Source organism: Microbacterium sp. ARD31 (genome assembly GCF_031844425.1).
On record NZ_JAUZVE010000024.1, the window covers coordinates 36,888 to 59,977 of the forward strand.

The 23,090-nt window shown below is 71.4% G+C and carries 21 protein-coding genes; 10 read left to right on the forward strand and 11 right to left on the reverse strand.

All coding sequences use genetic code 11. The annotated features are described in order from the left end of the window. Nucleotides 1–5 precede the first annotated feature (5 nt). The 5 genes from Q9S36_RS34000 to Q9S36_RS34020 all read left to right on the forward strand — a co-directional run bounded on the left by Q9S36_RS34000 (nt 6) and on the right by Q9S36_RS34020 (nt 4,221). Complete coding sequence (locus Q9S36_RS34000) at nt 6–488, forward strand: nucleoside deaminase (protein WP_311289214.1); 483 nt, start codon at nt 6–8, stop codon at nt 486–488. 92 nt (nt 489–580) lie between these two features. Continuing rightward, complete coding sequence (locus Q9S36_RS34005; RefSeq protein WP_311289215.1) at nt 581–1,720, forward strand: ATP-binding protein; 1,140 nt, start codon at nt 581–583, stop codon at nt 1,718–1,720. A gap of 64 nt (nt 1,721–1,784) precedes the next feature. After that, the gene (locus tag Q9S36_RS34010) at nt 1,785–2,258 is read left to right on the forward strand and encodes an SRPBCC family protein (RefSeq protein ID WP_311289216.1); all 474 of its coding nucleotides are present in this window, start codon (nt 1,785–1,787) and stop codon (nt 2,256–2,258) included. 169 nt (nt 2,259–2,427) lie between these two features. Beyond that, on the forward strand, nt 2,428–3,813 hold the full coding sequence (locus Q9S36_RS34015; protein WP_311289217.1) for a DUF222 domain-containing protein: 1,386 nt from the start codon (nt 2,428–2,430) through the stop codon (nt 3,811–3,813). Between the two features lie 105 nt (nt 3,814–3,918). Then, the gene (locus Q9S36_RS34020) at nt 3,919–4,221 is read left to right on the forward strand and encodes a hypothetical protein (protein ID WP_311289218.1); all 303 of its coding nucleotides are present in this window, start codon (nt 3,919–3,921) and stop codon (nt 4,219–4,221) included. Nucleotides 4,222–4,277: 56 nt separating this feature from the next. On the opposite strand, the gene Q9S36_RS34025 is transcribed toward Q9S36_RS34020, so the two are convergent. The 6 genes from Q9S36_RS34025 to Q9S36_RS34050 all read right to left on the reverse strand — a co-directional run bounded on the left by Q9S36_RS34025 (nt 4,278) and on the right by Q9S36_RS34050 (nt 11,642). Continuing rightward, a complete protein-coding gene (locus Q9S36_RS34025; RefSeq protein ID WP_311289219.1) occupies nt 4,278–4,697 on the reverse strand; it encodes a hypothetical protein in 420 nt (139 codons plus the stop codon). 104 nt (nt 4,698–4,801) lie between these two features. Next, the gene (locus Q9S36_RS34030; protein WP_311289220.1) at nt 4,802–5,368 is read right to left on the reverse strand and encodes a TerD family protein; all 567 of its coding nucleotides are present in this window, start codon (nt 5,366–5,368) and stop codon (nt 4,802–4,804) included. Between the two features lie 52 nt (nt 5,369–5,420). Beyond that, a complete protein-coding gene (locus Q9S36_RS34035) occupies nt 5,421–6,608 on the reverse strand; it encodes an amidohydrolase (RefSeq protein ID WP_311289221.1) in 1,188 nt (395 codons plus the stop codon). Between the two features lie 12 nt (nt 6,609–6,620). Then, nucleotides 6,621–7,643, reverse strand: a complete 1,023-nt coding sequence (gene meaB, locus Q9S36_RS34040) for a methylmalonyl Co-A mutase-associated GTPase MeaB (RefSeq protein WP_311289222.1) — start codon at nt 7,641–7,643, stop codon at nt 6,621–6,623. Continuing rightward, on the reverse strand, nt 7,636–9,825 hold the full coding sequence (gene scpA / locus Q9S36_RS34045) for a methylmalonyl-CoA mutase (RefSeq protein WP_311289223.1): 2,190 nt from the start codon (nt 9,823–9,825) through the stop codon (nt 7,636–7,638). Before scpA ends, meaB begins: the two co-directional genes overlap by 8 nt. Next, nucleotides 9,822–11,642 carry a methylmalonyl-CoA mutase family protein gene (locus tag Q9S36_RS34050; RefSeq protein WP_311289224.1) on the reverse strand — a complete coding sequence of 607 codons (1,821 nt, stop codon included), beginning with the start codon at nt 11,640–11,642 and terminating at the stop codon, nt 9,822–9,824. Before Q9S36_RS34050 ends, scpA begins: the two co-directional genes overlap by 4 nt. A 149-nt stretch (nt 11,643–11,791) precedes the next feature. On the opposite strand from Q9S36_RS34050, the gene Q9S36_RS34055 reads away from it, so the two are divergent. Next, nucleotides 11,792–13,012: a hypothetical protein gene (locus Q9S36_RS34055; protein ID WP_311289225.1), complete on the forward strand. Its 1,221-nt coding sequence runs from the start codon at nt 11,792–11,794 to the stop codon at nt 13,010–13,012. Between the two features lie 5 nt (nt 13,013–13,017). On the opposite strand, the gene Q9S36_RS34060 is transcribed toward Q9S36_RS34055, so the two are convergent. The 3 genes from Q9S36_RS34060 to Q9S36_RS34070 are packed head-to-tail and all read right to left on the reverse strand — an operon-like array spanning nt 13,018 to nt 16,490. Then, on the reverse strand, nt 13,018–13,794 hold the full coding sequence (locus Q9S36_RS34060) for a succinate dehydrogenase/fumarate reductase iron-sulfur subunit (RefSeq protein WP_311289226.1): 777 nt from the start codon (nt 13,792–13,794) through the stop codon (nt 13,018–13,020). A gap of 10 nt (nt 13,795–13,804) precedes the next feature. Continuing rightward, entirely contained in the window at nt 13,805–15,667 is a 1,863-nt protein-coding gene (locus Q9S36_RS34065; protein ID WP_311289227.1) for a fumarate reductase/succinate dehydrogenase flavoprotein subunit, read from the reverse strand. Nucleotide 15,668: 1 nt separating this feature from the next. After that, on the reverse strand, nt 15,669–16,490 hold the full coding sequence (locus Q9S36_RS34070) for a hypothetical protein (protein WP_311289228.1): 822 nt from the start codon (nt 16,488–16,490) through the stop codon (nt 15,669–15,671). Between the two features lie 145 nt (nt 16,491–16,635). Between Q9S36_RS34070 and Q9S36_RS34075 the strand changes: the two genes are divergently transcribed. Genes Q9S36_RS34075 through Q9S36_RS34090 form a run of 4 tightly spaced genes read left to right on the forward strand, consistent with a single transcriptional unit; the run spans nt 16,636 to nt 21,493 of the window. Next, entirely contained in the window at nt 16,636–17,355 is a 720-nt protein-coding gene (locus tag Q9S36_RS34075; RefSeq protein WP_311289229.1) for a succinate dehydrogenase cytochrome b subunit, read from the forward strand. 31 nt (nt 17,356–17,386) lie between these two features. Further along, entirely contained in the window at nt 17,387–19,408 is a 2,022-nt protein-coding gene (locus tag Q9S36_RS34080; RefSeq protein ID WP_396653899.1) for a fumarate reductase/succinate dehydrogenase flavoprotein subunit, read from the forward strand. Further along, complete coding sequence (locus Q9S36_RS34085; protein ID WP_311289231.1) at nt 19,408–20,151, forward strand: succinate dehydrogenase/fumarate reductase iron-sulfur subunit; 744 nt, start codon at nt 19,408–19,410, stop codon at nt 20,149–20,151. Before Q9S36_RS34080 ends, Q9S36_RS34085 begins: the two co-directional genes overlap by 1 nt. Nucleotide 20,152: 1 nt before the next feature. Next, the gene (locus tag Q9S36_RS34090) at nt 20,153–21,493 is read left to right on the forward strand and encodes a hypothetical protein (RefSeq protein WP_311289232.1); all 1,341 of its coding nucleotides are present in this window, start codon (nt 20,153–20,155) and stop codon (nt 21,491–21,493) included. A gap of 6 nt (nt 21,494–21,499) precedes the next feature. Here Q9S36_RS34090 and Q9S36_RS34095 read toward each other — a convergent pair whose 3' ends face one another. Beyond that, entirely contained in the window at nt 21,500–22,558 is a 1,059-nt protein-coding gene (locus Q9S36_RS34095; RefSeq protein ID WP_311289233.1) for a YhjD/YihY/BrkB family envelope integrity protein, read from the reverse strand. 2 nt (nt 22,559–22,560) lie between these two features. After that, nucleotides 22,561–23,070: a 2'-5' RNA ligase family protein gene (locus Q9S36_RS34100; RefSeq protein WP_311289234.1), complete on the reverse strand. Its 510-nt coding sequence runs from the start codon at nt 23,068–23,070 to the stop codon at nt 22,561–22,563. Nucleotides 23,071–23,090 lie beyond the last annotated feature (20 nt).

The window sequence follows — 23,090 nt, forward strand, 5'->3', positions numbered from 1 at the left end:
CCACGATGGCCGGCCTCACCACCGCGGACCTCTCCCACCTGCGCCGCTGCGTCGAGCTGGCCCGCGAGGCGCTGGAGGCCGGGGACGAGCCGTTCGGGTCCGTGCTGGTCGACCCGGACGGCACGGTGCTGCACGAGGACCGCAACCGGACCGCCGACGGCGACCAGACGCGCCACCCCGAGCTGGAGCTTGCCCGGTGGGCGGCGGTGCACGTCGACGCCGACGTACGACCCCGCTGCACGGTCTACACGTCGGGCGAGCACTGCCCGATGTGCGCGGCCGGCCACGCGTGGGTGGGTCTCGGCCGGATCGTGTACGCCGTCTCGACCGCGCAGCTGACCGCGTGGCGGAGCGGCTGGGGCCTGGCGCCCGGACCCGTGGCACCGCTGCCGATCACCGCGGTCGCTCCAGGACTCCCGGTGGCAGGGCCGGCCGAGGAGCTGGTCGACGAGCTGCGCGAGCTCCACCACCGGCAGGCCACCCGCTAGGCGACGCACGCGTCCATCCCGCGGGAGTGGGTACGGGCGGATGGCGCGCGACGTGCGTACCCTGCGTGCCAGTCGGACACTCGGAGGTTCTGATGACGGACGACCGCCCTGATCCCGCCCCGCGGCCCGAGAAGCGCGCAGGTGCGCTCGCCGAGGCGACCGCCCGCTACGCGTCCCTGTTCACCCACCACCCACAGTCGGCGTGGTCGCTCGACGAGCGTGGCCACTTCACCGACGCCAACCAGCGCACGCTCGAGATGACCGGCCTGACCCTGGCCGAGCTGCGGGGGGCCCACTTCGCCGACGTCATCCACCCCGACGACCTCGACCGCTTCCGGGAGGCCTTCCAGGCCGTGATGGCCGGTGACCCCCAGGTGGTCGACGGACGTGTGGTGCACGTCGACGGCGAGGTCATCGAGATCCGGTGCACCGGGATCCCCGTCGTCGTCCACGACCGGGTGGTCGGCGTGCACGGCATCAGCGAGGACGTGACGGAGGCCAATCGGGTGCTGCGCGAGCTCCAGGAGGCGAACGCGGCGAAGACGCTGTTCCTCGCCACGGTGAGCCACGAGGTGCGCACGCCGCTCGCGGCGATCGTCGGCGCCACCGACCTGCTGCTCGCGACCGAGCTCGCCCCCGAGCCGGAGCACTACGCGAGGATCCTGCAGCGCTCCAGCGAGCGGCTCATGCGGCTGGTCGAGGACATCCTCGAGTTCTCCGGTCTCGAGGCGCACCAGACCGTGCTGCACCCCAGGCCGTTCGGGATCCGCGAGCTCGTCTCCGACATCGAGGAGTGGGCCGCTCCCCTGGCCGAGGCACGCGGGCTCACCACCACCTTCAGCGTCGACGCAGACGTCCCGGCCACGGCCATGGGCGACTGCCGCCGCATCGGCCAGGTCGTCACCAACCTGGTGCACAACGCGATCACCTTCACCGAGCGGGGCGGCATCGACGTACGCGTCACTGCCCCCGACTCCCACCTCGAGGTCGAGGTCCGCGACACCGGCATCGGGATCGCCCCCGACCAGCTGCCGGCCCTCGTCGCCCCGTTCCGGCAGGCCGACCCGCACGCCGGCGACCGCCACGGCCTGGGCCTCGGCCTCGCGATCACCCACGAGCTGGTCGCCCTGATGGGCGGTCGGCTCACCGCCACGTCCGCCCTCGGCGAGGGCAGCACCTTCACCGTCACTCTTCCCCTGGTGGCGGTCGACGAGGCGGTTCCGCCTGCCTGACACCTGCGGCCTCGCCTGCTCGTCATCGCTGCACCGGGCTGGGTTCGTGCGTAGTCTGGGCGTCATGTCCGGTCACCGGGTCGAAGCGTCGCGAGTGGTCTCCGTCGAGCCCGAGGCTGCGTTCGATCGACTGATGGACGCGCGCCTGCCGGACGTGTTCGCCCGCCGCTACGCGGCCTTTCCGGCTGTCACCGACGTGACCGACCAGCCGGAGGACTGGGGAGTCGTCGGGCAGACGCGCACGATCGTCCTCGCCGACGGCGGGCGGCTGCGCGAGACCCTGACCGACGTCGAACGGCCAAACGGGTTCGCCTACCGGCTCGACGGCATCGAGGGGCCGCTCCGGCACTTCGTCCACTCCATCGACGGAGCCTGGACGATCACCCCACACGGCGGCGGCACGTCCATCGGATGGGCGTGGACCTTCCACTCGAAAGCCTCCCCGGCCCGGCTCACCACGAGCGTCATGGGACGGATGTGGATGGGCTACGCCGACCGCGCGCTGACGCGGCTCGACGACATCCTGACGCGCGGCTGACCCGACAGCACAAGGGCTCGAGCGGACGGCGCCTGCCCGGCGATCCACAGGCGACCTTGCCCATTGTCGATCGAACACTTGTTCGATCGAATCAGGCATGCCTGCCGCCCTTCTTCTCCCTCAGCCGCCTCCCGCGGCTGACGAGGTGTCGGCGACGCAGGTGCTGACCATGGCGACCGACGCTCTCCGTGCGCGCGTGCTGGCGGAGGTCGCAGAGCTCCGCCTCGCGATCGGGTGGGCAGTCCTCAACGGGCACCCCCGGGACGACCGTGACCCGATGCTCACACCCGGCGGGGACGGGACGCCCGAGGTCCGCGAGCACGCCGTCCCCGAGCTGGCCATGGCACGCGAGACCCACCCCGCCACCACCCGCGCCCTGATCGCGGACGGGCTCGACCTGGTCCACCGGCTGCCCCTGACCTGGGCGGTCGTCGAGGCCGGCGACTGCGAGCCGTGGGTGGCGCGCAAGGTCGCCGTCATCTGCCGCTCGCTGCTGAGCGAGCAGGTGGTGACGGTCGACCGCGCGGTCGCCAAGGCCATCGCCGGGCACGCGCCGTCCACCGTCCTCGAGATCGCCCGCGCCAAGGTCATCGAGGCCGACCCCGAGACCCACCGCGCCGAGCAGGAGCGCTCCCGCCACCAGCGCTACGTGTCGCTGTCGCGCTCCGACGAGTTCGGCTACCGCCACCTGATCGCCCGCATCACCGCCGGCGACGCCGCCTGGCTCGACGCCATGGTCGACCGCGTCGCCGACATCCTCACCACCACCATGGGCCACGACCACAACCACGACGAGCTCCGCTCCATCGCCCTCGGCTGGCTCGCCCGCCCGGCCGACCTCCTCAAGCTCCTCCTCGAGCACACCGACGAGCCGGTCGAGGGTGATGAGCACACCGGCAAGGACCGGCCCGCGTGGGCGCCCGGCCACCTCGCCGACACCCTCGACAAGCTCACCGCGATGTCGGCCCGCAAGCTCGCGAAGCTCCGCGGCCGCGGGCGCCTGTTCGTCCACCTCACCGACGAAGCGCTCCGCAACCGCACCGGCATCGCCCGCATCGAGGGCGTCGGCCCCATCGACGTACGACAGCTCCATGAGGTCCTCGGCCACGCCGACGTCACCGTCACACCGGTCCTCGACCTGCGGATGCGCCGCCGCGTCGACGCCTACGAGCACCCCGAGACCATCAAGGACCACGTCTGGACCCAGACCGGCGGCGACTGCTTCCCCTTCACCCCACGCACCGCCACCCGCGACAGCGTCGACTACGACCACGCCGTCCCCTACGACGACACCGGCCCACCCGGCCAGACCGGCCCCCACAACTCCGGCCCCCTACGACGCCGCCACCACCGCACCAAGACCCACGGCGGCCTCACCACCCGCATCGTCGGACCCGGCCGACACCTCTGGCGCACCCCACACGGCCGGGCACTCCTCGTCGACCACACCGGCACCCACCGGATCAACCCACACGAAGCGTCCGCCATGGCCGACGCCATCGACGACGGCATCGAGCTCTACTTCGCCTCCGCCCTGCCCTACGCCCCAGCCTGACCGTGTGGCGCAGCTCGCGGCGCCGGCGAGCGCGTCCGCCGAGATCCGGCGAGCTGATCACGGCAGATCCGGGCGTTCGCGCTTCACTCCGACTAGCCTGCGCGGGTGACCCAGACGCGTCTGCGAGTGACGGGCGGTGTGGCCCTTGCTGCAGGGGCGATGGTGTTGGCCTGGGGTGTCGTCCACACGGTCCGAGAGATGTTCTTCCACGGGTTTGCCTCCATCTGCAGCGACGGGCACCCCGAGTACGACGCCCAGTACTGCGAACTCCCAGGTGGTCCCTCGTCCCTCCACGTTGCCGTTGCAGTGATGGTGGTGGTGATCGCGCTGGTGGCACGCTCGGTTTCGCGTCGGCGCTCGGGTCACGTCGCCCTCGCGGGTGAGGGCGTCGACGCCGCTCAAGCGTGAGACCCGCTCAGCTCCGCGCACTCATCGCGGCAGATCCGGACGGTAGCCGTCTTCCGTCAGGCGTGGTACCAGACGCGAAACCTCGTCCCGACTTCTGCCTCCAACCGCTCCGCAAGTGCGTCACCTCGGTCATCGAGTCGCCGCTTCTGCTCAGGCCAGTCATCGACGGGCTGTCGCCCGAAGTGAAGCGTGGTCATGTCCCGTTGCCAGGTCAGCAAGTCGTCGATGAGGGCGTCGCTCAGACCTAGCGCACGCCTCATCCAGTGCGCATCCTCACCCAGAAGTCCCTCGTCGCCCCAAAGCGGTCCCGCATCTTCATCCCACATGATGCGAAGGGTGTTCCCCTCGTAGAGGTAGTGCTCCTCATCGTCGACGACACGGTCTTCCGCGCCTTCGGGGCGGATCGCGGACCAGTAAGCCCCGTGCGGGTAGTCCCCGAGATACGGCTCTGGACTCTCTGGCTCATCGTGGCCCATGGCCGTGATGCAACCACACGCACTCATCTCGGCAGATCCGGGCGTTCGCCACGACCGCAGGATGGTCTCCTCGACTCGCCCACGGCGGACCGGTGGGCTCGAGCTCAGACGAACGGGAGGAGCGCCTCGAGCGAGTCCGTCGGCGTCTTCAGGGCGATGCCCGAACCGATCGCGCCGAGCTTCCAGTGCGGCCCGTCGCGGAACAGCTTCGCCATGACGAGCCCGGTCTCGCGCACCCCGAGGGTGAGGGTGAAGCGCGCCAGCTCGGCGCCGTCCTCGCCGACGAGCCGGCAGTAGGCGTTGTGGATGAACTCCAGGGAGTGCCCTTGGTAGCTGCTGACCAGGAAGAGGATCGTCTCGACCTTCGGGTAGACCCGGGACAGGTCGACGGTGATCGCCTCGTCGTCACCCTCGCCCTTGCCGGTGGTGTTGTCGCCCAGGTGCACCACCGAGCCGTCCCGGGTCGCCAGGTGGTTGAAGAAGGCGAGGTCGAAGAACTGGCCGCCGGCGAACTGCACGGCCGAGGCGTCCAGGTCGATGGGTGCTGCGCCGCTGCCGATGAATCCCGCTGTCGGCGAGTGGTCCCAGCCGAGGGCCATCTGCACCTTGGTCAGGGGCGTGCCGTCCGCGGCGGTGAGGGTGAGCTCCTGGCCCTCGGTCAGCTCGATCACGGGTCGCTCCTCTGCTCGGCGGTGCTTCCGAACGTACAGCCAACGCCCGTGCTCAGCTGAGGGCGGTCACCGCCGCCTCGGCGAGCACCCGGGCACCGATGCCGGTGGCGGCCTCGTCGATGCGCAGGTTGCCCTGGTGGAGGTCGTACGTCGGCCCGCCGGGGGTGCGGGTGCCGAGGCGGGCCATCGCACCGGGGACCGAGTCGAGGTACCAGCCGAAGTCCTCGCCGCCGAGGCTCTGCGCCGTCGAGACGTGGCCATGAGGCCCCAGGACGGTGTCGAGGGCGGTCCCGAGGAGCGCGGTCGAGACCGCGTGGTTGACGACCGGCGGGACGCCGCGCTGGTAGGTCACCTCGGCCGCGACGCCGTAGGGGGCGATGATCGCGGTGATCAGCTGACGGATCAGGTGCTCGGCGTCGGACCAGGCGACGGCGTCGAGCATGCGCACGGTCCCGGCGACCATGCCGGTGTGCGGGATGACGTTGTGGGCCGAGCCCGCCCGGACGGTGCCCCACACGACGCTGACGCCGGCGCGCGGGTCGAGGCGGCGGCTGAGGATCGCGGGCAGCTCGGTGATCACCTTGCCGAGCGCGAAGGTGAGGTCCTCGGTGAGGTGCGGCCTGGAGGTGTGGCCCCCCTTTCCGGTGAGCTTCACCGTGAGCGCGTCCGCGGCGCCGGTGAGCGGCCCCTCGCGCAGGCCGATGCGACCGACGTCGAGGCTGGGGTCGCAGTGCAGGCCGAAGATGTGGTCGACCCCCTCGAGGGCGCCCGCGGAGAGCAGGTGCAGCGCGCCACCGGGCATCACCTCCTCGGCCGGCTGGAAGACCAGCCGCACGCGGCCGGGCAGCAGTCCGCGGGCCCCCACCTCGGAGAGCGCGAGGCCCGCGCCGACGAGGCCGGCGGTGTGCACGTCGTGGCCGCACGCGTGGGCGACGCCGGGCACGGTGCTCCGCCACGGGTCGGGCGTCAGGTCGTCGACGGGGAGGGCGTCGAGGTCGGCGCGCAACGCCACCAGCCCGCCCCCGGTGCCGAGGTCGGCGATCACTCCCCCGCCCTCGGGACGGGTGACGGTCCAGCCGGCGTCCTCGAGCGCTGTGGTGACCTTCTCGGAGGTGCGGTCCTCCTTCCAGCTCAGCTCGGGGTGCGCGTGGAGGTCGCGGCGGAGCGCGACGAGCTCGTCGGCGTACTTGTCGACGGCCTCGGCGATGACGGCGGTGGCAGGGTGTGCGGGGTTCGGCATGACCGACCCAGCCTAGTTGCTGTCCCGGTCGTAGGCCTCGAGAATGCGGTCCGCGGCCACGGGAGCGGGCAGCTCACCGGCCAGCACCGCACGTCGTACGTCGTCGCGCACGGCCGCCACGCCGGGCGAGGAGCGCAGCCGCTGGTCGAGCTCGTCGCGCACCAGCGCCCAGGTGAAGTCGAGCTGCTGCCCGGCGCGCTTGCGGGCCAGCCCGTCGGCGCCGAGGTGCTCGCGGTGCGCACCGATGCGCGCCCACACGTCGTCGACCCCCGCGCCGGTGAGGCCCGAGCAGGTCACGACCGGAGGCGCCCACTCGGCGTGGCCGCGGACCAGCCGCAGGGCGCCGGCGAGGTCACGGGCCGCCACCCGGGCCTCCCCCTCGTGGTCATCGCCGCCCTCGGCGTCGGCCTTGTTCACCGCGACCACGTCGGCGATCTCGAGGATGCCCTTCTTGATGCCCTGGAGCTGGTCGCCGGTCCGGGCGAGGGTGAGGAAGAGGAAGGTGTCGACCATCCCGGCGACGGTCACCTCCGACTGCCCGACCCCGACCGTCTCGACGAGCACCACGTCGTAGCCGGCGGCCTCCAGCACCAGCATCGCCTGGGTCGTCGCCCGGGCGACGCCACCGAGCGTGCCGGCCGACGGCGAGGGCCGGATGAAGGCGTCGGGGTCGACCGACAGCGTCGCCATCCGCGTCTTGTCGCCGAGCACGGATCCGCCGGTGCGCACCGAGGACGGGTCGACCGCGAGCACCCCGACGCGGTGGCCGGCGGCGGTCAGCCGGGTGCCGAGGCTCTCGATGAACGTCGACTTGCCCACGCCGGGCACGCCCGAGATGCCGACTCGCGTGGCGGTCGGCCGGTCCGTGGAGGCGAGCTCGGTGAGCAGCTCGCGCGCCGCCACCCGGTGCTCACCGCGCGACGACTCGACGAGCGTGATGGCGCGCGCCACCGCCGCACGCTGCCCGTCGCGGATCCCCGCGACGAGGGCCGGGACATCGGGTTTCGAGGCTCGCTGCGCTCGCACCTCAACCACCGAGGGCCGGGTCCTCCCGCAGCCGCGCCAGCAGGTCGAGGGCCGACTCGGCGATGACCGTGCCGGGCAGGAACACCGCGGCGGCGCCCATCTCCTCCAGCACCGGGACGTCGTCCGGCGGGATCACGCCGCCGATGACGACCATGATGTCGGGGCGGCCCTGGTCGGCGAGCGCCTGCTTCAGCGCCGGCAGCAGCGTGAGGTGGCCGGCGGCGAGCGAGGAGACGCCGACGATGTGCACGTCGGCGTCGATCGCCTGCTGCGCGACCTCCTCGGGCGTGGAGAACAGCGGCCCCACGTCGACGTCGAAGCCGAGGTCGGCGAAGGCCGTGACGACGACCTTCTGGCCGCGGTCGTGGCCGTCCTGGCCCATCTTCGCGACCAGGATGCGCGGGCGACGACCCTCCTCGGCCTCGAACTCCTCGGTGGCCTTGAGCACCTCGGCGACCTTCGTGTCTCCGGCGGTGCCGGCCTCGTCGCGGTACACGCCGCTGATCGTACGGATCACCGCCTGGTGCCGGCCGTAGACCTTCTCCAGCGCGTCGGAGATCTCCCCGACCGTGGCCTTGGCACGGGCCGCGTCGACGGCCAGCGCCAGCAGGTTTCCCTCGAGGGACCCGCCGCCCACCGGGCCGCGCTCAGCCGAGGCGGTCAGCGCGTCCAGCGCACGGCGTACGTCGTCGTCGTCGCGCTCGGCGCGCAGCCGCTCGAGCTTGGCGACCTGCTGGCGGTAGACGTCGTCGTTGTCGACGCGGAGCACGTCGAGCTTGTCCTCGGCGGCGAGGCGGTAGGTGTTGACGCCGATCACCTTCTGCGCGCCCGAGTCGATGCGCGCCTGGGTGCGGGCGGCCGCCTCCTCGATTCGCATCTTCGGGATGCCCTGCTCGATCGCCTTCGCCATGCCGCCGGCGCGCTCGGCCTCCTGGATGTGCGCCCACGCGCGCTCCGCGAGGTCGTGGGTGAGCTTCTCGACGTAGTAGGAGCCGGCCCACGGGTCGATGACCTGGGTGGTGCCGCTCTCCTGCTGCAGCAGCAGCTGGGTGTTGCGGGCGATGCGCGCGGAGAAGTCGGTGGGCAGCGCGATCGCCTCGTCGAGGGCGTTGGTGTGCAGCGACTGCGTGTGGCCCTGCGTGGAGGCCATCGCCTCGATGCAGGTGCGGCCGACGTTGTTGAAGACGTCCTGCGCGGTCAGCGACCAGCCCGAGGTCTGGCTGTGCGTGCGCAGCGAGCGCGACTTCGGGTTCTGCGGGTCGAAGTCGTCGACGAGCCGCGCCCAGAGCGCCCGGGCCGCGCGCATCTTGGCGACCTCCATGAAGAAGTTCATCCCGATCGCCCAGAAGAACGACAGGCGCGGGGCGAACTGGTCGATCGTCATCCCGGTCCCGAGCCCCGCGCGGATGTACTCCACGCCGTCGGCCAGCGTGTAGGCCAGCTCGAGGTCGGCCGTCGCGCCGGCCTCCTGGATGTGGTAGCCGGAGATGGAGATGGAGTTGAAGCGCGGCATCTTCTGCGAGGTGAAGGCGAAGATGTCGCTGATGATCCGCATGCTCGGCGCCGGCGGGTAGATGTAGGTGTTGCGGACCATGAACTCCTTGAGGATGTCGTTCTGGATGGTCCCCGCGAGCTGCTCCGGCTTCACCCCCTGCTCCTCGGCCGCCGCGATGTAGAGCGCGAGCACGGGCAGCACCGCGCCGTTCATCGTCATCGACACCGACATCTCGTCGAGCGGGATGCCGTCGAAGAGGGTGCGGGTGTCGTAGATCGAGTCGATCGCCACGCCCGCCATGCCGACGTCGCCGCGCACCCGCGGGTGGTCGGAGTCGTAGCCGCGGTGGGTGGCGAGGTCGAAGGCGACGCTCAGTCCCTTCTGCCCGGCCGCGAGGTTGCGGCGGTAGAACGCGTTGGACTCCTCGGCGGTGGAGAAGCCGGCGTACTGCCGGATCGTCCACGGCTGCGTCGTGTACATCGTCGGGTAGGGCCCGCGCAGGAACGGCGCCAGGCCCGGCCAGGTGTCGAGGGCGTCGAGGCCGTCGAGGTGCTCCGGGCCGTAGATCGGGAGGATGTCGATGCCCTCCGGGCTCGCCCACGGCTCCGCGGCACCCCCCTCGTTGGTTGAGGTGCGAGCGGAGCGAGCCTCGAAACCTCCGAGCTCCACGTCGGCGAAGTTCTTCGGGATGCTCATCGCGTGAGCTCCTCTCGGATCCGGCCGAGGAAGCCGAGCGCATCGACTCCCATGGCGCACGAGTCGTCGACGTCGGTCACCGTCTTCTCCCCCGGCTTGCCCGCCAGCACGACGTACGTCGCCCCTGCCGCACGCAGCGCCACGACCAGCTCGGCACCCCACTCGGCGTAGGCGGCGTCGGTGCCCGCGAGGCAGACGACGGGCTGGCCCGCGTAGGCCTCCAGCACCGACGACGTGTCGGAGGTGGCGCCGGCCGTTTCGACTGCGACGCCGCCGGCGGCGAACAGGTTGGTGGCGAACGTGGCGCGCGCGGTGTGCGCGGCGATCGGCCCCATCGTCGCGAGGAAGACCGGTTGCTCTGCCGGCTCGGCCCGCATGTCCTCGTAGGCCCAGCCGTAGCGGTGGACGTAGCGGTGCGGGCGGTGGTCGCGCTCGGGCAGCACCTCCGCGAGGTTCGGGAACTCCGAGACACCGGTGAGCGGGCGGGAGCGGTCGGCGACCTGCGCGTCGCGCGCGGCACGGACGGCCCGGACCCGCTCCTTCACCCCGGCGCGCGCGGCGTCGGAGAGCGCGCCGCCCGCGGCCTCGATCCGGCCGAGCTCCGCCCAGGCCGCGACGGCGAGGTCGTCGGTCAGCTTCTCCACGGCGTACGCCCCACCCGCCGGGTCGGTGACCGCGGCGACGTGCGACTCCTCGATCAACAGCAAGGAGGTGTTGCGGGCGATCCGGCGGCCGAACGCGTCGGGGACGCCGAGCGGCTCGTCGAACGGGACGACGGTGACCGCGTCCGCTCCCCCGACGCCGGCGGCGAAGGCCGCGACCGTGCCGCGGAGCATGTTGACCCAAGGGTCCCGCGTGCTGGTCATCGGCCGGCTGGTGACCGCGTGGAGCGCCATGTCGCCCGTCGCCCCGGACGCCTCCAGCACCCGCGCCCACAGCCGCCGGGCGGCGCGCATCTTGGCGATGCTGGGGAACTGCTCGTCGGTGGCGGCCAGCCGGAACTCGACCACGCGTGCTCCGTGCTCGGCGGAGAACCCCTCGTCGGCGAGGAGGCGGAGGTACGCCACGCCCGTCGCGACCGCCCACCCGAGCTCCTGGGCGTCGCTGGCGCCCTGGTCGTGCAGCGCGGTGCCGTCGACCAGCAGCGCGCGTACGCCGAGCTGGAAGCCGCGTCGGGCCACGGGGGCGAACAGCTCGCGCGCCGTCGCGCCGTCCTCGCGCACCCGGGAGTGGAGCATCTCGAGCGTCTGGAGGTCGAAGGAGAGGTTCGTGTGGGGGTGGACGGCGCCCTCGACCCCCTCGAGGAAGTCGGCGAAGCCCTCGACCTGCTCGGTCGACGGCCTGTCGAGGACCACGGGCGCGAGGTCGAGCAGCACCCCGTCCAGCACCGTCGACCAGTCGTGCTCGCGCTCGTCGTCGAGGTGGAGCAGCAGCGAGGTGCCGCCGTTCTCGAGGTCCTGCAGCACAGCCTCGTTGGCGGCCTTGTCGTCGACGACCTCGACCTGGGTCCGCACGTCCCACGCCCCGGCGCGAACCGGCCGGCCGGCGGTGGTCAGCGCGTCGAGGTCGGACGGCTGGCCGATCGGGGCGACGTCGATGCCGTCGAGCGTGGTGCGGGTCAGGACGGCCCACACGTCGGAGTCGGGCGCGTCCTCGCCGAGGCGGCGCGCCTTGCGCAGCACGGCAGCGGTCGCGGCCTCCCACGCGGCGGCGTCGTAGCTGTCGCCGTCGCCCACCAGCCGCAGCGACCCCTGGGCCGGCTGGAGCTCCTCGGGTTCGTCCAGTCCGCCGTCGAGGTCACCTGGGAGGTCGGTCATGCTGCGCAGAATAGGACGACCGTCACGCCGCGGACACCCGCAGCACCTATGGGATAGGTCTCACGCTGCTCGGACACGGTCCGATCGTCCCGGCGGCACGGGACGTGAGCCCCATGCCCCGGGTCGCGCCGCGCACCTAGCGTCGGGCCATGGCTGACGTCTTCCTCCACGTGGGGCTCTACAAGACCGGGACGACCACGGTCCAGGGGGCGTTGACCGCCACGGCAGGACAGCTGGCGTCGGCGGGCGTGCTGTACCCCGCGGACCGACGCGCCCAGCGGCTCGCCGCCTACGACCTGCTCGGCCAGCGCGTCGAGGGCGACGAGCGCGGCGAGGCGGCCGGGGCGCTGCGCCGACTGCTCGACCTCGTGGACGCGTACGACGGCCGGGCCGTCGTGGTGTCGGAGGAGGAGCTCTCCCTCGCACGACGGCGCCAGGCGCGCAGGCTGGTGCGGCTGCTCGACGGGCACGAGGTCTTCGTCGTGGTCGGGGCGCGCGACATTGCACGCACCCTGGTGTCGGCCTGGCAGCAGACGATCGTGAACGGCGGGTCCACCCCGTGGCGCGAGTTCATCGCCTCCGTCCGGGGCGAGGACGGCGCGCCGCCGAGCGAGGGGCTCTCCTTCCACTGGCGCCACGACCTGCTGCGCGTCGTCGACACCTGGAGCTCGGTGCTGCCGCCGGACCGGGTCCGCCTCGTCACCGTTCCCGCGCCGGGGACCCCTGCCTCGGCGCTGCTCACGCGGTTCGCCGAGGCGGCCGACCTCCCAGCGGGATGGCCGGGCCCGCACTCCGTCGTCCGCAACGTCTCGCTGGGGTGCGCCGAGCTCGAGGTGGTGCGCCGGCTCAACGAGGCCGTGGGGGGCCGGCTCACCAACGTCCAGCAGCGGTTCGTGATCGAGGCCGGCATCCGGTCGCGACTCGCCGGCGCCACCGCGCGGCCGCTGCGACTGCCCGCCGAGCACGTCGCGTGGGCCCGGGCCTACGGCGAGGACCTCGTCGCCGAGCTGGACCGGCGCGCGGTCAGGGTGCACGGTGACCTCGCCGACCTCGTGCCAACGGCCGCGCCCGAGCCGGGACCGGACCTCGACGACGTGGGGGACGACGAGCTGCTGGCGGCCACGCAGGCGGCTCTCGCCTCGCTCGCGCTCGACCACGCCCGGCTCTTCCGCCGCTACCGCCGCGCCTTCCGGGAGAAGGAGGGCCGGCTGCCCGGTGCCGTCGAGGTGCTGGGGAGCCAGGTCCGGGCGGGCGGCTTCCTGCTGCGCAAGAAGGCGGTGCACCACGCCGACCGCCACCCGTTCGTGGCGCGGGTCGCCCGCACCTACCTCGACCGCACCTCACCGTCGTCGCGACTGCCGCGCGACTGAGGACCTCAGACCTCGGTGCGGCCGTCGTTGTCCTTGTTGCGGAGCCCGATCTTGCTGCCCAGCCACACCAGCGGGTCGTACTTGCGGTCGACCACCCGCTCCTTCATCGGGATGATGCCATTGTCGGTGATGTGGATGCCCTCGGGGCAGACCTCCGTGCAGCACTTGGTGATGTTGCACATCCCGAGCCCGGCCGCCTCCTGCGCGAGCTGGCGCCGATCGTGGGTGTCGAGGGGGTGCATGTCGAGCTCGGCGTAGCGGATGAAGAACCGCGGACCGGCGAAGTGCTGCTTGTTGTCCTCGTGGTCGCGCACCACGTGGCACACGTCCTGGCACAGGTAGCACTCGATGCACTTGCGGAACTCCTGCCCACGCTCCACGTCGACCTGCATCATCCGGCGCTTGCCGTCGGCGTCGCGCGGGCCGAGCTCGGCGTACGGCAGCTGGCGCGCCTTCTCGTAGTTGAACGAGACGTCGGTGACGAGGTCGCGGATGACCGGGAAGGTCCGCATCGGCGTGACGGTGATCGTCTCGGCGGGGTCGAAGTCCGACAGGCGCGTCATGCACATCAGCCGGGGCCGGCCGTTGACCTCGGCGCTGCACGAGCCGCACTTGCCGGCCTTGCAGTTCCAGCGGATGGCCAGGTCGCCGGTCTGGGTGGCCTGGAGCCGGTGCAGCGCGTCGAGCACCACCTCGCCCTCGGACACCTCGACGGTGTAGTCGGTGAGCTCGCCGCCCTCGGCGTCCCCGCGCCACACGCGCATCTTCAGGTCGTAGGCCATGGCCGTCCCCTCACTTGTCCTCGAACAGCTGGCTGAGCTCGTCGGGCATCACGGGCAGGGGCTTCTCGGCGATGTCGACGCCGTCACCGGCGCCGTTCAGCGAGAGCACGAGGTTCTTCGCACCCCACGCGGGGTCAGGCCCCGGGAAGTCGTCACGGGTGTGGCCGCCGCGCGACTCCTCCCGCGCCAGCGCCGCCTTGGCGATGCACTCGCTGACCAGCAGCATGTTGCGCAGGTCGAGGGCGAGGTGCCAGCCGGGGTTGTACTGGCGGTGGCCCTCCACGACCATCCCGGCCGCCCGCTGCTTGAAACCCTCGAGCTCGTCCAGCGACGCCTCGAGCTCCGAGGCGGTGCGGATGATGCCGACGAGGTCGTTCATCGACTGCTGCAGGTCGTGCTGGATCGTGTACGGGTTCTCCCCGCCTCCCCCTGGTTCTGCAGAGACCTCGAACGGCGCCAGCGCACTGGCCTGCGCGGCCCTCACGTCGGCCTCCGCGATCGCCGGGCGCGCGCCCGAGGCGGCGTACGTCGCTGCGTCCTCGCCGGCGCGCTTGCCGAACACCAGCAGGTCGGACAGCGAGTTGCCGCCCAGCCGGTTGGAGCCGTGCATGCCGCCCGAGACCTCACCAGCGGCGTAGAGGCCGGGCACCGCGGACTGCTGGGTGTCGGGGTCGACCTCGACACCGCCCATCACGTAGTGGCAGGTGGGCCCGATCTCCATCGGCTCGGCGGTGATGTCGACGTCGGCGAGCTCCTTGAACTGGTGATACATCGACGGCAGCCGCTTGCGGATGTACTCGGCGTCGCGACGGCTCGCGATGTCGAGGTAGATGCCGCCGTGCGGTGAGCCGCGGCCTGCCTTGATCTCCGAGTTGATCGCGCGGGCCACCTCGTCGCGCGGCAGCAGCTCGGGTGGCCGCCGGTTGTTCTTCTTGTCGTCGTACCACCGGTCCGCCTCCTCCTCCGTGTCGGCCGTCTCGGCCTTGAAGAAGTCGGGGATGTAGTCGAACATGAACCGCTTGCCCTCGGAGTTGCGGAGGATGCCGCCGTCGCCGCGCACCGACTCGGTGACCAGCAGCCCCTTCACCGACGGCGGCCAGACCATCCCGGTCGGGTGGAACTGCACGAACTCCATGTTGATGAGGCTCGCCCCGGCGCGCAGGGCGAGGGCGTGCCCGTCGCCGGTGTACTCCCACGAGTTCGACGTGACCTTGTAGGACTTGCCGATCCCCCCGGTCGCCAGGATCACGCTGGGTGCCTCGAAGGTGATGAAGCGTCCGGTCTCGCGCCAGTAGCCGAAGGCGCCGGCCACGGCGTCGCCGTCCTTGAGCACCTCCGTGATCGTGCACTCCATGTAGACGTCGATGCCGAGCTGCACCGTGCGCTGCTGGAGGGTGCGGATCAGCTCGAGCCCGGTGCGGTCGCCGACGTGCGCGAGCCGGGCGTACTTGTGGCCGCCGAAGTCGCGCTGGGAGATCAGGCCGTCCTCGGTGCGGTCGAACAGGGCACCCCAGTCCTCGAGCTCGAGCACCCGCTCCGGCGCCTCCTGCGCGTGCAGCTGGGCCATCCGCCAGTTGTTCAGCATCTTCCCGCCGCGCATCGTGTCGCGGAAGTGGACCTTCCAGCTGTCCTCGGGCCAGCGGTTGCCCAGCGCTGCGGCCGCGCCGCCCTCGGCCATCACGGTGTGCGCCTTGCCGAGCAGCGACTTGCAGACCACCGCCGTGCGGGCGCCGGCCTCGTGCGCGGCGATGGCGGCCCGGAGCCCGGCCCCTCCGGCGCCGATCACCACGACGTCGTACGCGTGCCGCTCCATGCCACCGCGGGCGTCGGGCGACATCTCGTTCCCCGTCATCGGGTGCCTGGTGTCGCTCATGTCAGAAGAACCTCACGTCCTGGATGGTGCCGGTGGCGAGCAGGAAGACGTAGAAGTCGACGACGGCGACGGAGAAGAGGGAGTACCACGCCCACGTGCCGTGGCTCTCGTTGAGCCGCGACACCCACGTCCAGAGCCGGTAGCGGACCGGGTGCTTGGAGAAGTGCCGCAGCCGGCCGCCGACGATGTGGCGGCACGAGTGGCACGAGAGCGTGTAGAGCCAGATGAAGGCGACGTTCACGATCATCAGCAGGGTGCCGAGGCCCATGTGGATCCCGCTGGTCTCGCCGTCCCCGACGGCGTACTCGGCCGGCATCGGCCGGAACGCCAGCACGACGTCGAAGGTGAGCACGAGCCCGACCAGCACGGCGGCGTACCAGAACCAGCGGTGCACGTTCTGCAGGATCAGCGGGAAGCGGGTCTCGCCGGAGTAGGAGCCGTGCGGCTCGGCGACGCCACAGGCGGGTGGGCTCAGCCAGAACGCGCGGTAGTAGGCCTTGCGGTAGTAGTAGCAGGTCATCCGGAAGCCCAGCGGGAAGACCAGGATGATCAGCGCCGCCGACAGCGGCCACCAGTCGAAGGGCTGGCCGAAGTCCGAGGCGCCCTCGACGCAGTCGCCGAGGCACGGCGAGTAGAACGGCGAGAGGTAGGGCTCGGCGTAGTAGTCGCGACCCATGAAGGCGCGCACCGTGGCGAAGACCACGAAGCCGGAGAAGACCACGAAGGTCGCCAGGGGCTGCAGCCACCACCGGTCCTCGCGCAACGTGCGCGCATCGAGGCGCGCTCGTCCCGGACTGCTCACGCCCTGGTCGGTCGATGCCATGCGTCCTCCAAGAGGCCCGGAAAGGGGTCGGGGCAACGCCCCCGACTATGGCGTGTGTCACACCCGAGCGGAAGACAACGCGCCAAGGAAAACGTCACACGGCCTCGGCGCGTCGCGCGCGCAGGCCCCGCGATACCGTGGCCGGGTGGCAACCCAAACGACTCCCCCTCGCCCTCAGCTCGTGAAGGGCGCGCGAGCCTCTCGGACCACCATCGCCCTCAAGCTGGGCATGGCGATCAGCGGCATCGTCTTCCTCGCCTTCGTGCTCGCGCACATGTACGGCAACCTCAAGGCCTTCGGTGGCCACGACGCGTTCAACGAGTACGCCGAGCACCTCCGCGAGCTCGGCGAGCCGATGCTCCCGCACGAGGGCGCGCTCTGGATCCTCCGCGTCGGCCTCATCGCCTCGCTGGTCGTCCACGTCTACTGCGCGGTCACGCTGTGGCGCCGCGCGGCGCGGGCGCGCACCACGAAGTACGTCATGAAGAAGGACACCGGCGCCAACCGCGCCAGCCTGACCATGCGGTGGGGCGGCCTGACCATCCTGATCTTCCTGGTCTGGCACCTGCTGAACTTCACCATCGGCAAGGTCAACCCGCAGGGCGGGGAGACCAACGACCCCTACAACCTGATGGTCGACACCTTTGACCTCTGGTGGATGACGCTGATCTACATCGCCGCGATGCTCGCGCTGGGCGCCCACCTGCACCACGGCATCTGGAGCGCCGCGCAGACCCTCGGCTGGACCGGCACCGCCGCCAAGCGCAACCGCGCCAAGGTGGTCGCCTTCGTCATCGCGCTGATCATCACGATCGGCTTCTCCCTCGTCCCGCTCGCCGTCCTCGCCGGCATCATCACCAAGTAAGGGGTCCTCACTCGTGAGCCACGACATGGACATGCCCGACACCGTCACCTCGACCGAGGCGTCGGCCAGCGGGTCGCTCGACGGCGACTACGACGACGCGGCCGGCTACTACACGCCCGGCTCGCCGCTGGTCGACACCAAGGCGCCCGACGGCCCGATCGCCGAGCGCTGGCAGAACCGCAAGTTCGAGGCCCGCCTGGTCAACCCGGCCAACCGCCGCAAGCTCGACATCATCATCGTCGGCACCGGCCTGGCCGGCGCCTCTGCCGCCGCCACGCTCGGCGAGGCCGGCTACAACGTGAAGACGTTCTGCTACCAGGACTCCCCCCGCCGCGCGCACTCCATCGCCGCGCAGGGCGGCATCAACGCCGCCAAGAACTACAAGGAGGACGGCGACTCGGTGCACCGTCTCTTCTACGACACGGTGAAGGGCGGCGACTACCGCTCGCGCGAGTCCAACGTCTACCGCCTCGCCGAGGTCAGCACGAACATCATCGACCAGTGCGTCGCCCAGGGCGTCCCGTTCGCCCGCGAGTACGGCGGCCTGCTCGACAACCGCTCGTTCGGCGGCGTGCAGGTCTCGCGCACCTTCTACGCCCGCGGCCAGACCGGCCAGCAGCTGCTCATCGGCGCCTACCAGGCGCTCGAGCGGCAGGTCGCGGCCGGCACGGTGTCGATGTACGCCCGCCACGAGATGCTCGAGCTCGTCGTCGTCGACGGCAAGGCCCGCGGCATCATCGCGCGCGACATGGTCACCGGGGAGATCCAGACCCACCTCGCCGACGTGGTGGTGCTGGCCAGCGGTGGCTACGGCAACGTCTTCTACCTCTCGACCAACGCGATGGGCTCCAACGTCACCGCCGCGTGGCGCGCGCACCGCAAGGGCGCCTACATGGCCAACCCCTGCTACACGCAGATCCACCCGACCTGCATCCCGGTCACCGGGTCGCACCAGTCGAAGCTGACGCTGATGTCGGAGTCGCTGCGCAACGACGGCCGCATCTGGGTGCCGAAGAACCAGGCCGACTGCGACAAGGACCCGCGCGACATCCCCGAGGAGGACCGCGACTACTACCTGGAGCGGATCTACCCCTCCTTCGGCAACCTGGTCCCGCGCGACATCGCCTCGCGCGCCGCGAAGTACCAGTGCGACGACGGTCGCGGCGTCGGTCCCGAGGTCGACGGCGTCCGACGTGGCGTCTACCTCGACTTCGCCGACGCGATCGCGCGCCTGGGCCGCGACGCGGTGGAGTCCAAGTACGGCAACCTGTTCGACATGTACGCCCGGATCACCGGGGAGGACCCGTACTCGGTGCCGATGCGCATCTACCCCGCGGTCCACTACGTCATGGGCGGCCTGTGGGTCGACTACGACCTCCAGTCCACGATCCCGGGCCTGTTCGTGACCGGCGAGGCCAACTTCTCCGACCACGGCGCCAACCGCCTCGGCGCCTCGGCGCTGATGCAGGGCCTGGCCGACGGGTACTTCGTCCTCCCGCACACGATCCGCGACTACCTCGCCGACGGCCCCTTCGAGCCGGTCGCCGAGGACCACCCGGCCGTCGTCGAGGCGCGCGAGTCGGTGAGGACGCGGATCGAGCACTTCCTCACGGTCAACGGCGAGCGCAGCGTGGACTCCTACCACCGCGAGCTCGGCAACATCATGTGGGAGTACTGCGGCATGGAGCGGACGGAGACCGGCCTGAAGAAGGCCATCGACCTGATCCGCTCGCTCAAGGAGGACTTCTACCGCAACGTGAAGGTCCTCGGCGGCGCCGAGACGCTCAACCAGTCGCTGGAGAAGGCCGGCCGCGTCGCCGACTTCTTCGAGCTGGGCGAGCTCATGTGCATCGACGCCCTCAACCGCCGCGAGTCCTGCGGCGGCCACTTCCGCGGCGAGTCGCAGACCGAGGACGGCGAGGCGCTGCGCCACGACGAGGAGTTCGCCTACGTGTCCGCGTGGGAGTGGGCGGGCGAGGACGCCGCGCCGATCCTGCACAAGGAAGACCTGGTCTACACGGCCATCGAGATGAAGCAGCGGAGCTACAAGTGATGAACCTGACGCTCAAGATCTGGCGCCAGCCGGACGCCGTCACCCCGGGCGCGATGCACACCTACCAGCTGGCCGACGTGTCGCCCGACATGTCGTTCCTGGAGATGCTCGACGTGCTCAACGAGCAGCTCAACGCCCAGGGCGAGGAGCCGATCGCGTTCGACTCCGACTGCCGCGAGGGCATCTGCGGCATGTGTGGCCTGATGATCAACGGCGAGGCGCACGGCCCGGAGGTCACCACGACCTGCCAGCTGCACATGCGCTCGTTCAGCGACGGCGAGACGATCACGATCGAGCCGTGGCGCTCCGACGCGTTCCCGGTCGTGAAGGACCTCGTGGTCGACCGTGGCGCCTTCGACCGGATCATCCAGCAGGGTGGCTTCATCTCGGTCAACACCGGCTCCGCCCCGGAGGCCCACTCGGTCCCGGTCCCCAAGGACGACGCCGACCGCGCCTTCAACGTCGCGACCTGCATCGGCTGCGGCGCCTGCGTGGCGGCCTGCCCCAACGGCTCCGCGTCGCTGTTCATGGGTGCCAAGATCACCCACCTCGGCCTGCTCCCCCAGGGCCAGCCCGAGCGCGACGAGCGCGTCGTCAACATGGTCGCCCAGCACGACCACGAGGGCTTCGGTGGCTGCACGAACATCGGTGAGTGCACCGCCGCCTGCCCCAAGGAGATCCCGCTCGACGTGATCTCTCAGCTCAACAAGGACCTGCGCACGGCCATCAAGCACGGGCACTGACGTGCAGGCGGGCGCGGAGGGCGTGGTCGCCCGGCTCCAGGAGGCGGTCGAGCGGGTCGCCGGCGAGCTGGGCGCGACCGCGCTCCCGCGCCCGCTCAGCTCCTGCGACGACCCGCTCGCCGAGCTGCGCGGAGTGCGGGCCTCGCTGCCACCCGGCGCCCGGGTGGTGTGCGGCACCCTCAACGCCACCTCCCACGACGCGCTGGTGCAGCTCCTGCGCAACGACCCCGCCCAGCCCGGCTCGTACGCCGCCGCGTCCCCGCAGCACGTCCACGGCTACGCCACCGCCTACAAGCTGCTCCTCGAGGCGGGCTTCTCCGCCGACGTCGTGGACACCGTGTCCACCCCGGTCGACCCCGAACTGCTCGACGCGGCCGCTCCGCTCATGCAGCACCTGCGCGTCGACCCGGAGCGGGCCGCGCGCCACCTCGGCGTCGAGGCCTACGTGCTCGTCGCGGACGTCGTGGCCGATGTCGAGGCCGACCTCGCCGTCCCGGTCGCCGAGCAGCGACCGGTCACCTTCGTGGCGTGCGTCAACGACGACCTCCAGCTGGCCAACAACCTGCTCGCCTCGCCCGCCCTCGGGCCGGGCACACCCCACCAGCTGCTGACCTACCGCGGCATGACCAGCGCCGCCGAGGGCCTCAACCGCGGCCTCCACGCAGCCGAGCACGACCTCGTCGTCCTCATCCAGCAGGACATCTTCATCCCCTCGTGGTGGCCGGCACGGCTGCACCGCCAGTGGGAGCTGGCCTCCGCCGACGCGGGCACCCCGCCGTCGCTGGCCGGCCCGTTCGGCGTGCGCTACCGCGAGGGCGGGCGCGAGCACGTCGGCCACGCCGTGGACCGCGACCACCTGCTGCGCATGGAGCGCCCCCTCCCGGCGGCGGTCGACGGCCTCGACGAGCTGGTGCTGGTCCTCCCCCGCGACACCGACCTGCGCGTCGAGCCCCGCGTCGGCTGGCACCTCTACGGCACCGACCTCGCCATGCAGGTGCACCGCGCGGGCGGCTGGACGGCCGTGCTCGACCTGCCGTGCCACCACAACTCGCTCTACCACGTGCTCGACGAGAGCTACCACCACTCCGAGGCGATGCTCGCCGGCAAGTGGCCCGACGAGCTGCCGATCGTCACCAACTCCTCCACCATCACCGAGGACCCGCGTGAGCGTCGGGTGCGCGACCTCGAGGACTTCATCCAGGGCCGCCACGAGGAGTTCACGCTCATGGCTCAGGCGCTGGAGGAGGCGCAGCGCGAGATCGTGCGGCTCAACGAGCAGAACGCGCAGGTGCGCGAGCGCAACCAGAAGCTGCGGCGCAGGCTGGACAAGAAGGGCGGCTGAGCGCCGTCAGTCCCGGCGGCGGCGCAGCACCGCGACCAGGCCGAGCATCGACGCCGCGCCCGCGGCGAACGCCGCCTTCCCCGACGGCCCCGCCGTCCCGCTCGGCTCGGGGCGTACGACGCCCGCTGCCGCGACGAGGTCGATCTGGGGTCCCTCGACCGTCTGGTCCTCGACCAGCCGCGCCTCGCGGGCGGCGCGCGCCTCCGGCGAGGTGTGCGCCCAGGCGGCGGCGTACACCACCACGCGCGAGAAGTAGTTGATCCACACCAGCAGGATCAGAGCGATGCCGAAGGCCTGGAAGGCCTCGGAGTTCGCGGTGAACTTCAGCAGGAAGGTCGAGAGCTGCTTGAGCAGCTCGAAGGCCACCGCGCCGAGCAGCGCGCCGGACCACAGCGCGCGCGACGGCACGTCGGGCGCGGCGAGGAGCCGGAAGAACGCGAAGAAGAGCAGCGTGTTGGCCGCCAGGCCGAGGGCGACGGCGAGCACCGCCAGGAAGACGCCTGCGACCGTCCCGAGCTGCAGCGCCTCCAGGATCGGCGTGAGCAGCTTGGTCGCCACCCCCGAGACGGCGACGCTGACGATCAGCACGGACCCGAGCGCCAGCAACGCCAGGATGTCGCGCAGCTTGCCCGAGACGAAGCCCGGCTGCTCGCGCGGCGGCTCCTCGAACACCGTCATCAGTGCCTCGCGCATCCCGGACAGCCAGCCGAGCCCTGAGTAGAGCGTGAGCAGGATGCCGATGCTGAAGATCCCCGGGGCGGCCGACTGCAGCGTGTCGAGGCTGACGCCGTTCTCCCCGCCGACGAGTCCCGGGAGCACCGAGTTCGCCGCGTCGACGAGGGTGTCCTCGGCGTCGGAGTAGACCTTGGCGACCTGGCCGAAGATCGCGAAGGAGAGCGCCAGGATCGGGAAGAAGGACAAGAACGCGAAGTAGGTGACCGCGGCCGCCAGGCCGTTGCCGTTGACCGTCCCGTAGTGCTGGACCGTGCGCAGGGCGTGGTCGACGACCGTACGGCGGCGGCGCAGGCGGGTGAGGCGCTCCTTGGCCCCGGAGACGATCGACATCGTCACCCCAGCGCGAACTCGTGGGTGGGCTGCCAGCCGTCGTCGTCGTCGTGGACGTAGAGGCTGAAGGACTCGACCGCGAACCGGCACTCGAAGGCCGCGAGCTCCTCGAAGGCGCGGTCGAGCGTGGCGTCGTCGAGGTGGTGGGCGATGGTGACGTGCGGGTGGTAGGGGAAGTGCAGGTCGATGGCGAGCGGGCCCCGGCGCACGGCGCCGGCCAGCACCTCGCACTGCGAGATGCCCTCGGCCACGGTCACGAAGACGACCGGTGACACCGGGCGGAAGGTCCCGGTGCCGCGCAGGTGGATGCCGAACGGCTGGACCGAGGCTGCCGCGGCCTCGAGGTGCCGGTCGATCGCACCGAGGTCGGCGTCCTCCACCTCGGTCGGGGGGATGAGCGTGATGTGCGTCGGGATGTGCGTCGCGGTCGTGTCGCCCACCGAGGTGCGGTAGTCCTGCAGCTCGCTCGCCCAGGGCTCCGGGATCGCGATGGCTACTCCGATGGTCGGCACCCCAGAGACCCTACAGAACG

Bases quoted from the DNA above. Each gene is read 5' to 3' on its own strand.
- Q9S36_RS34000 (WP_311289214.1), top strand. From the start codon at position 6: ATGGCCGGCCTCACCACCGCGGACCTCTCCCACCTGCGCCGCTGCGTC.
- Q9S36_RS34005 (WP_311289215.1), top strand. From the start codon at position 581: ATGACGGACGACCGCCCTGATCCCGCCCCGCGGCCCGAGAAGCGCGCA.
- Q9S36_RS34010 (WP_311289216.1), top strand. From the start codon at position 1,785: ATGTCCGGTCACCGGGTCGAAGCGTCGCGAGTGGTCTCCGTCGAGCCC.
- Q9S36_RS34015 (WP_311289217.1), top strand. From the start codon at position 2,428: ATGGCGACCGACGCTCTCCGTGCGCGCGTGCTGGCGGAGGTCGCAGAG.
- Q9S36_RS34025 (WP_311289219.1), bottom strand. From the start codon at position 4,697: ATGGGCCACGATGAGCCAGAGAGTCCAGAGCCGTATCTCGGGGACTAC.
- Q9S36_RS34035 (WP_311289221.1), bottom strand. From the start codon at position 6,608: ATGCCGAACCCCGCACACCCTGCCACCGCCGTCATCGCCGAGGCCGTC.
- scpA (WP_311289223.1), bottom strand. From the start codon at position 9,825: ATGAGCATCCCGAAGAACTTCGCCGACGTGGAGCTCGGAGGTTTCGAG.
- Q9S36_RS34050 (WP_311289224.1), bottom strand. From the start codon at position 11,642: ATGACCGACCTCCCAGGTGACCTCGACGGCGGACTGGACGAACCCGAG.
- Q9S36_RS34055 (WP_311289225.1), top strand. From the start codon at position 11,792: ATGGCTGACGTCTTCCTCCACGTGGGGCTCTACAAGACCGGGACGACC.
- Q9S36_RS34060 (WP_311289226.1), bottom strand. From the start codon at position 13,794: ATGGCCTACGACCTGAAGATGCGCGTGTGGCGCGGGGACGCCGAGGGC.
- Q9S36_RS34065 (WP_311289227.1), bottom strand. From the start codon at position 15,667: ATGAGCGACACCAGGCACCCGATGACGGGGAACGAGATGTCGCCCGAC.
- Q9S36_RS34070 (WP_311289228.1), bottom strand. From the start codon at position 16,490: ATGGCATCGACCGACCAGGGCGTGAGCAGTCCGGGACGAGCGCGCCTC.
- Q9S36_RS34080 (WP_396653899.1), top strand. From the start codon at position 17,387: ATGCCCGACACCGTCACCTCGACCGAGGCGTCGGCCAGCGGGTCGCTC.
- Q9S36_RS34085 (WP_311289231.1), top strand. From the start codon at position 19,408: ATGAACCTGACGCTCAAGATCTGGCGCCAGCCGGACGCCGTCACCCCG.
- Q9S36_RS34095 (WP_311289233.1), bottom strand. From the start codon at position 22,558: ATGTCGATCGTCTCCGGGGCCAAGGAGCGCCTCACCCGCCTGCGCCGC.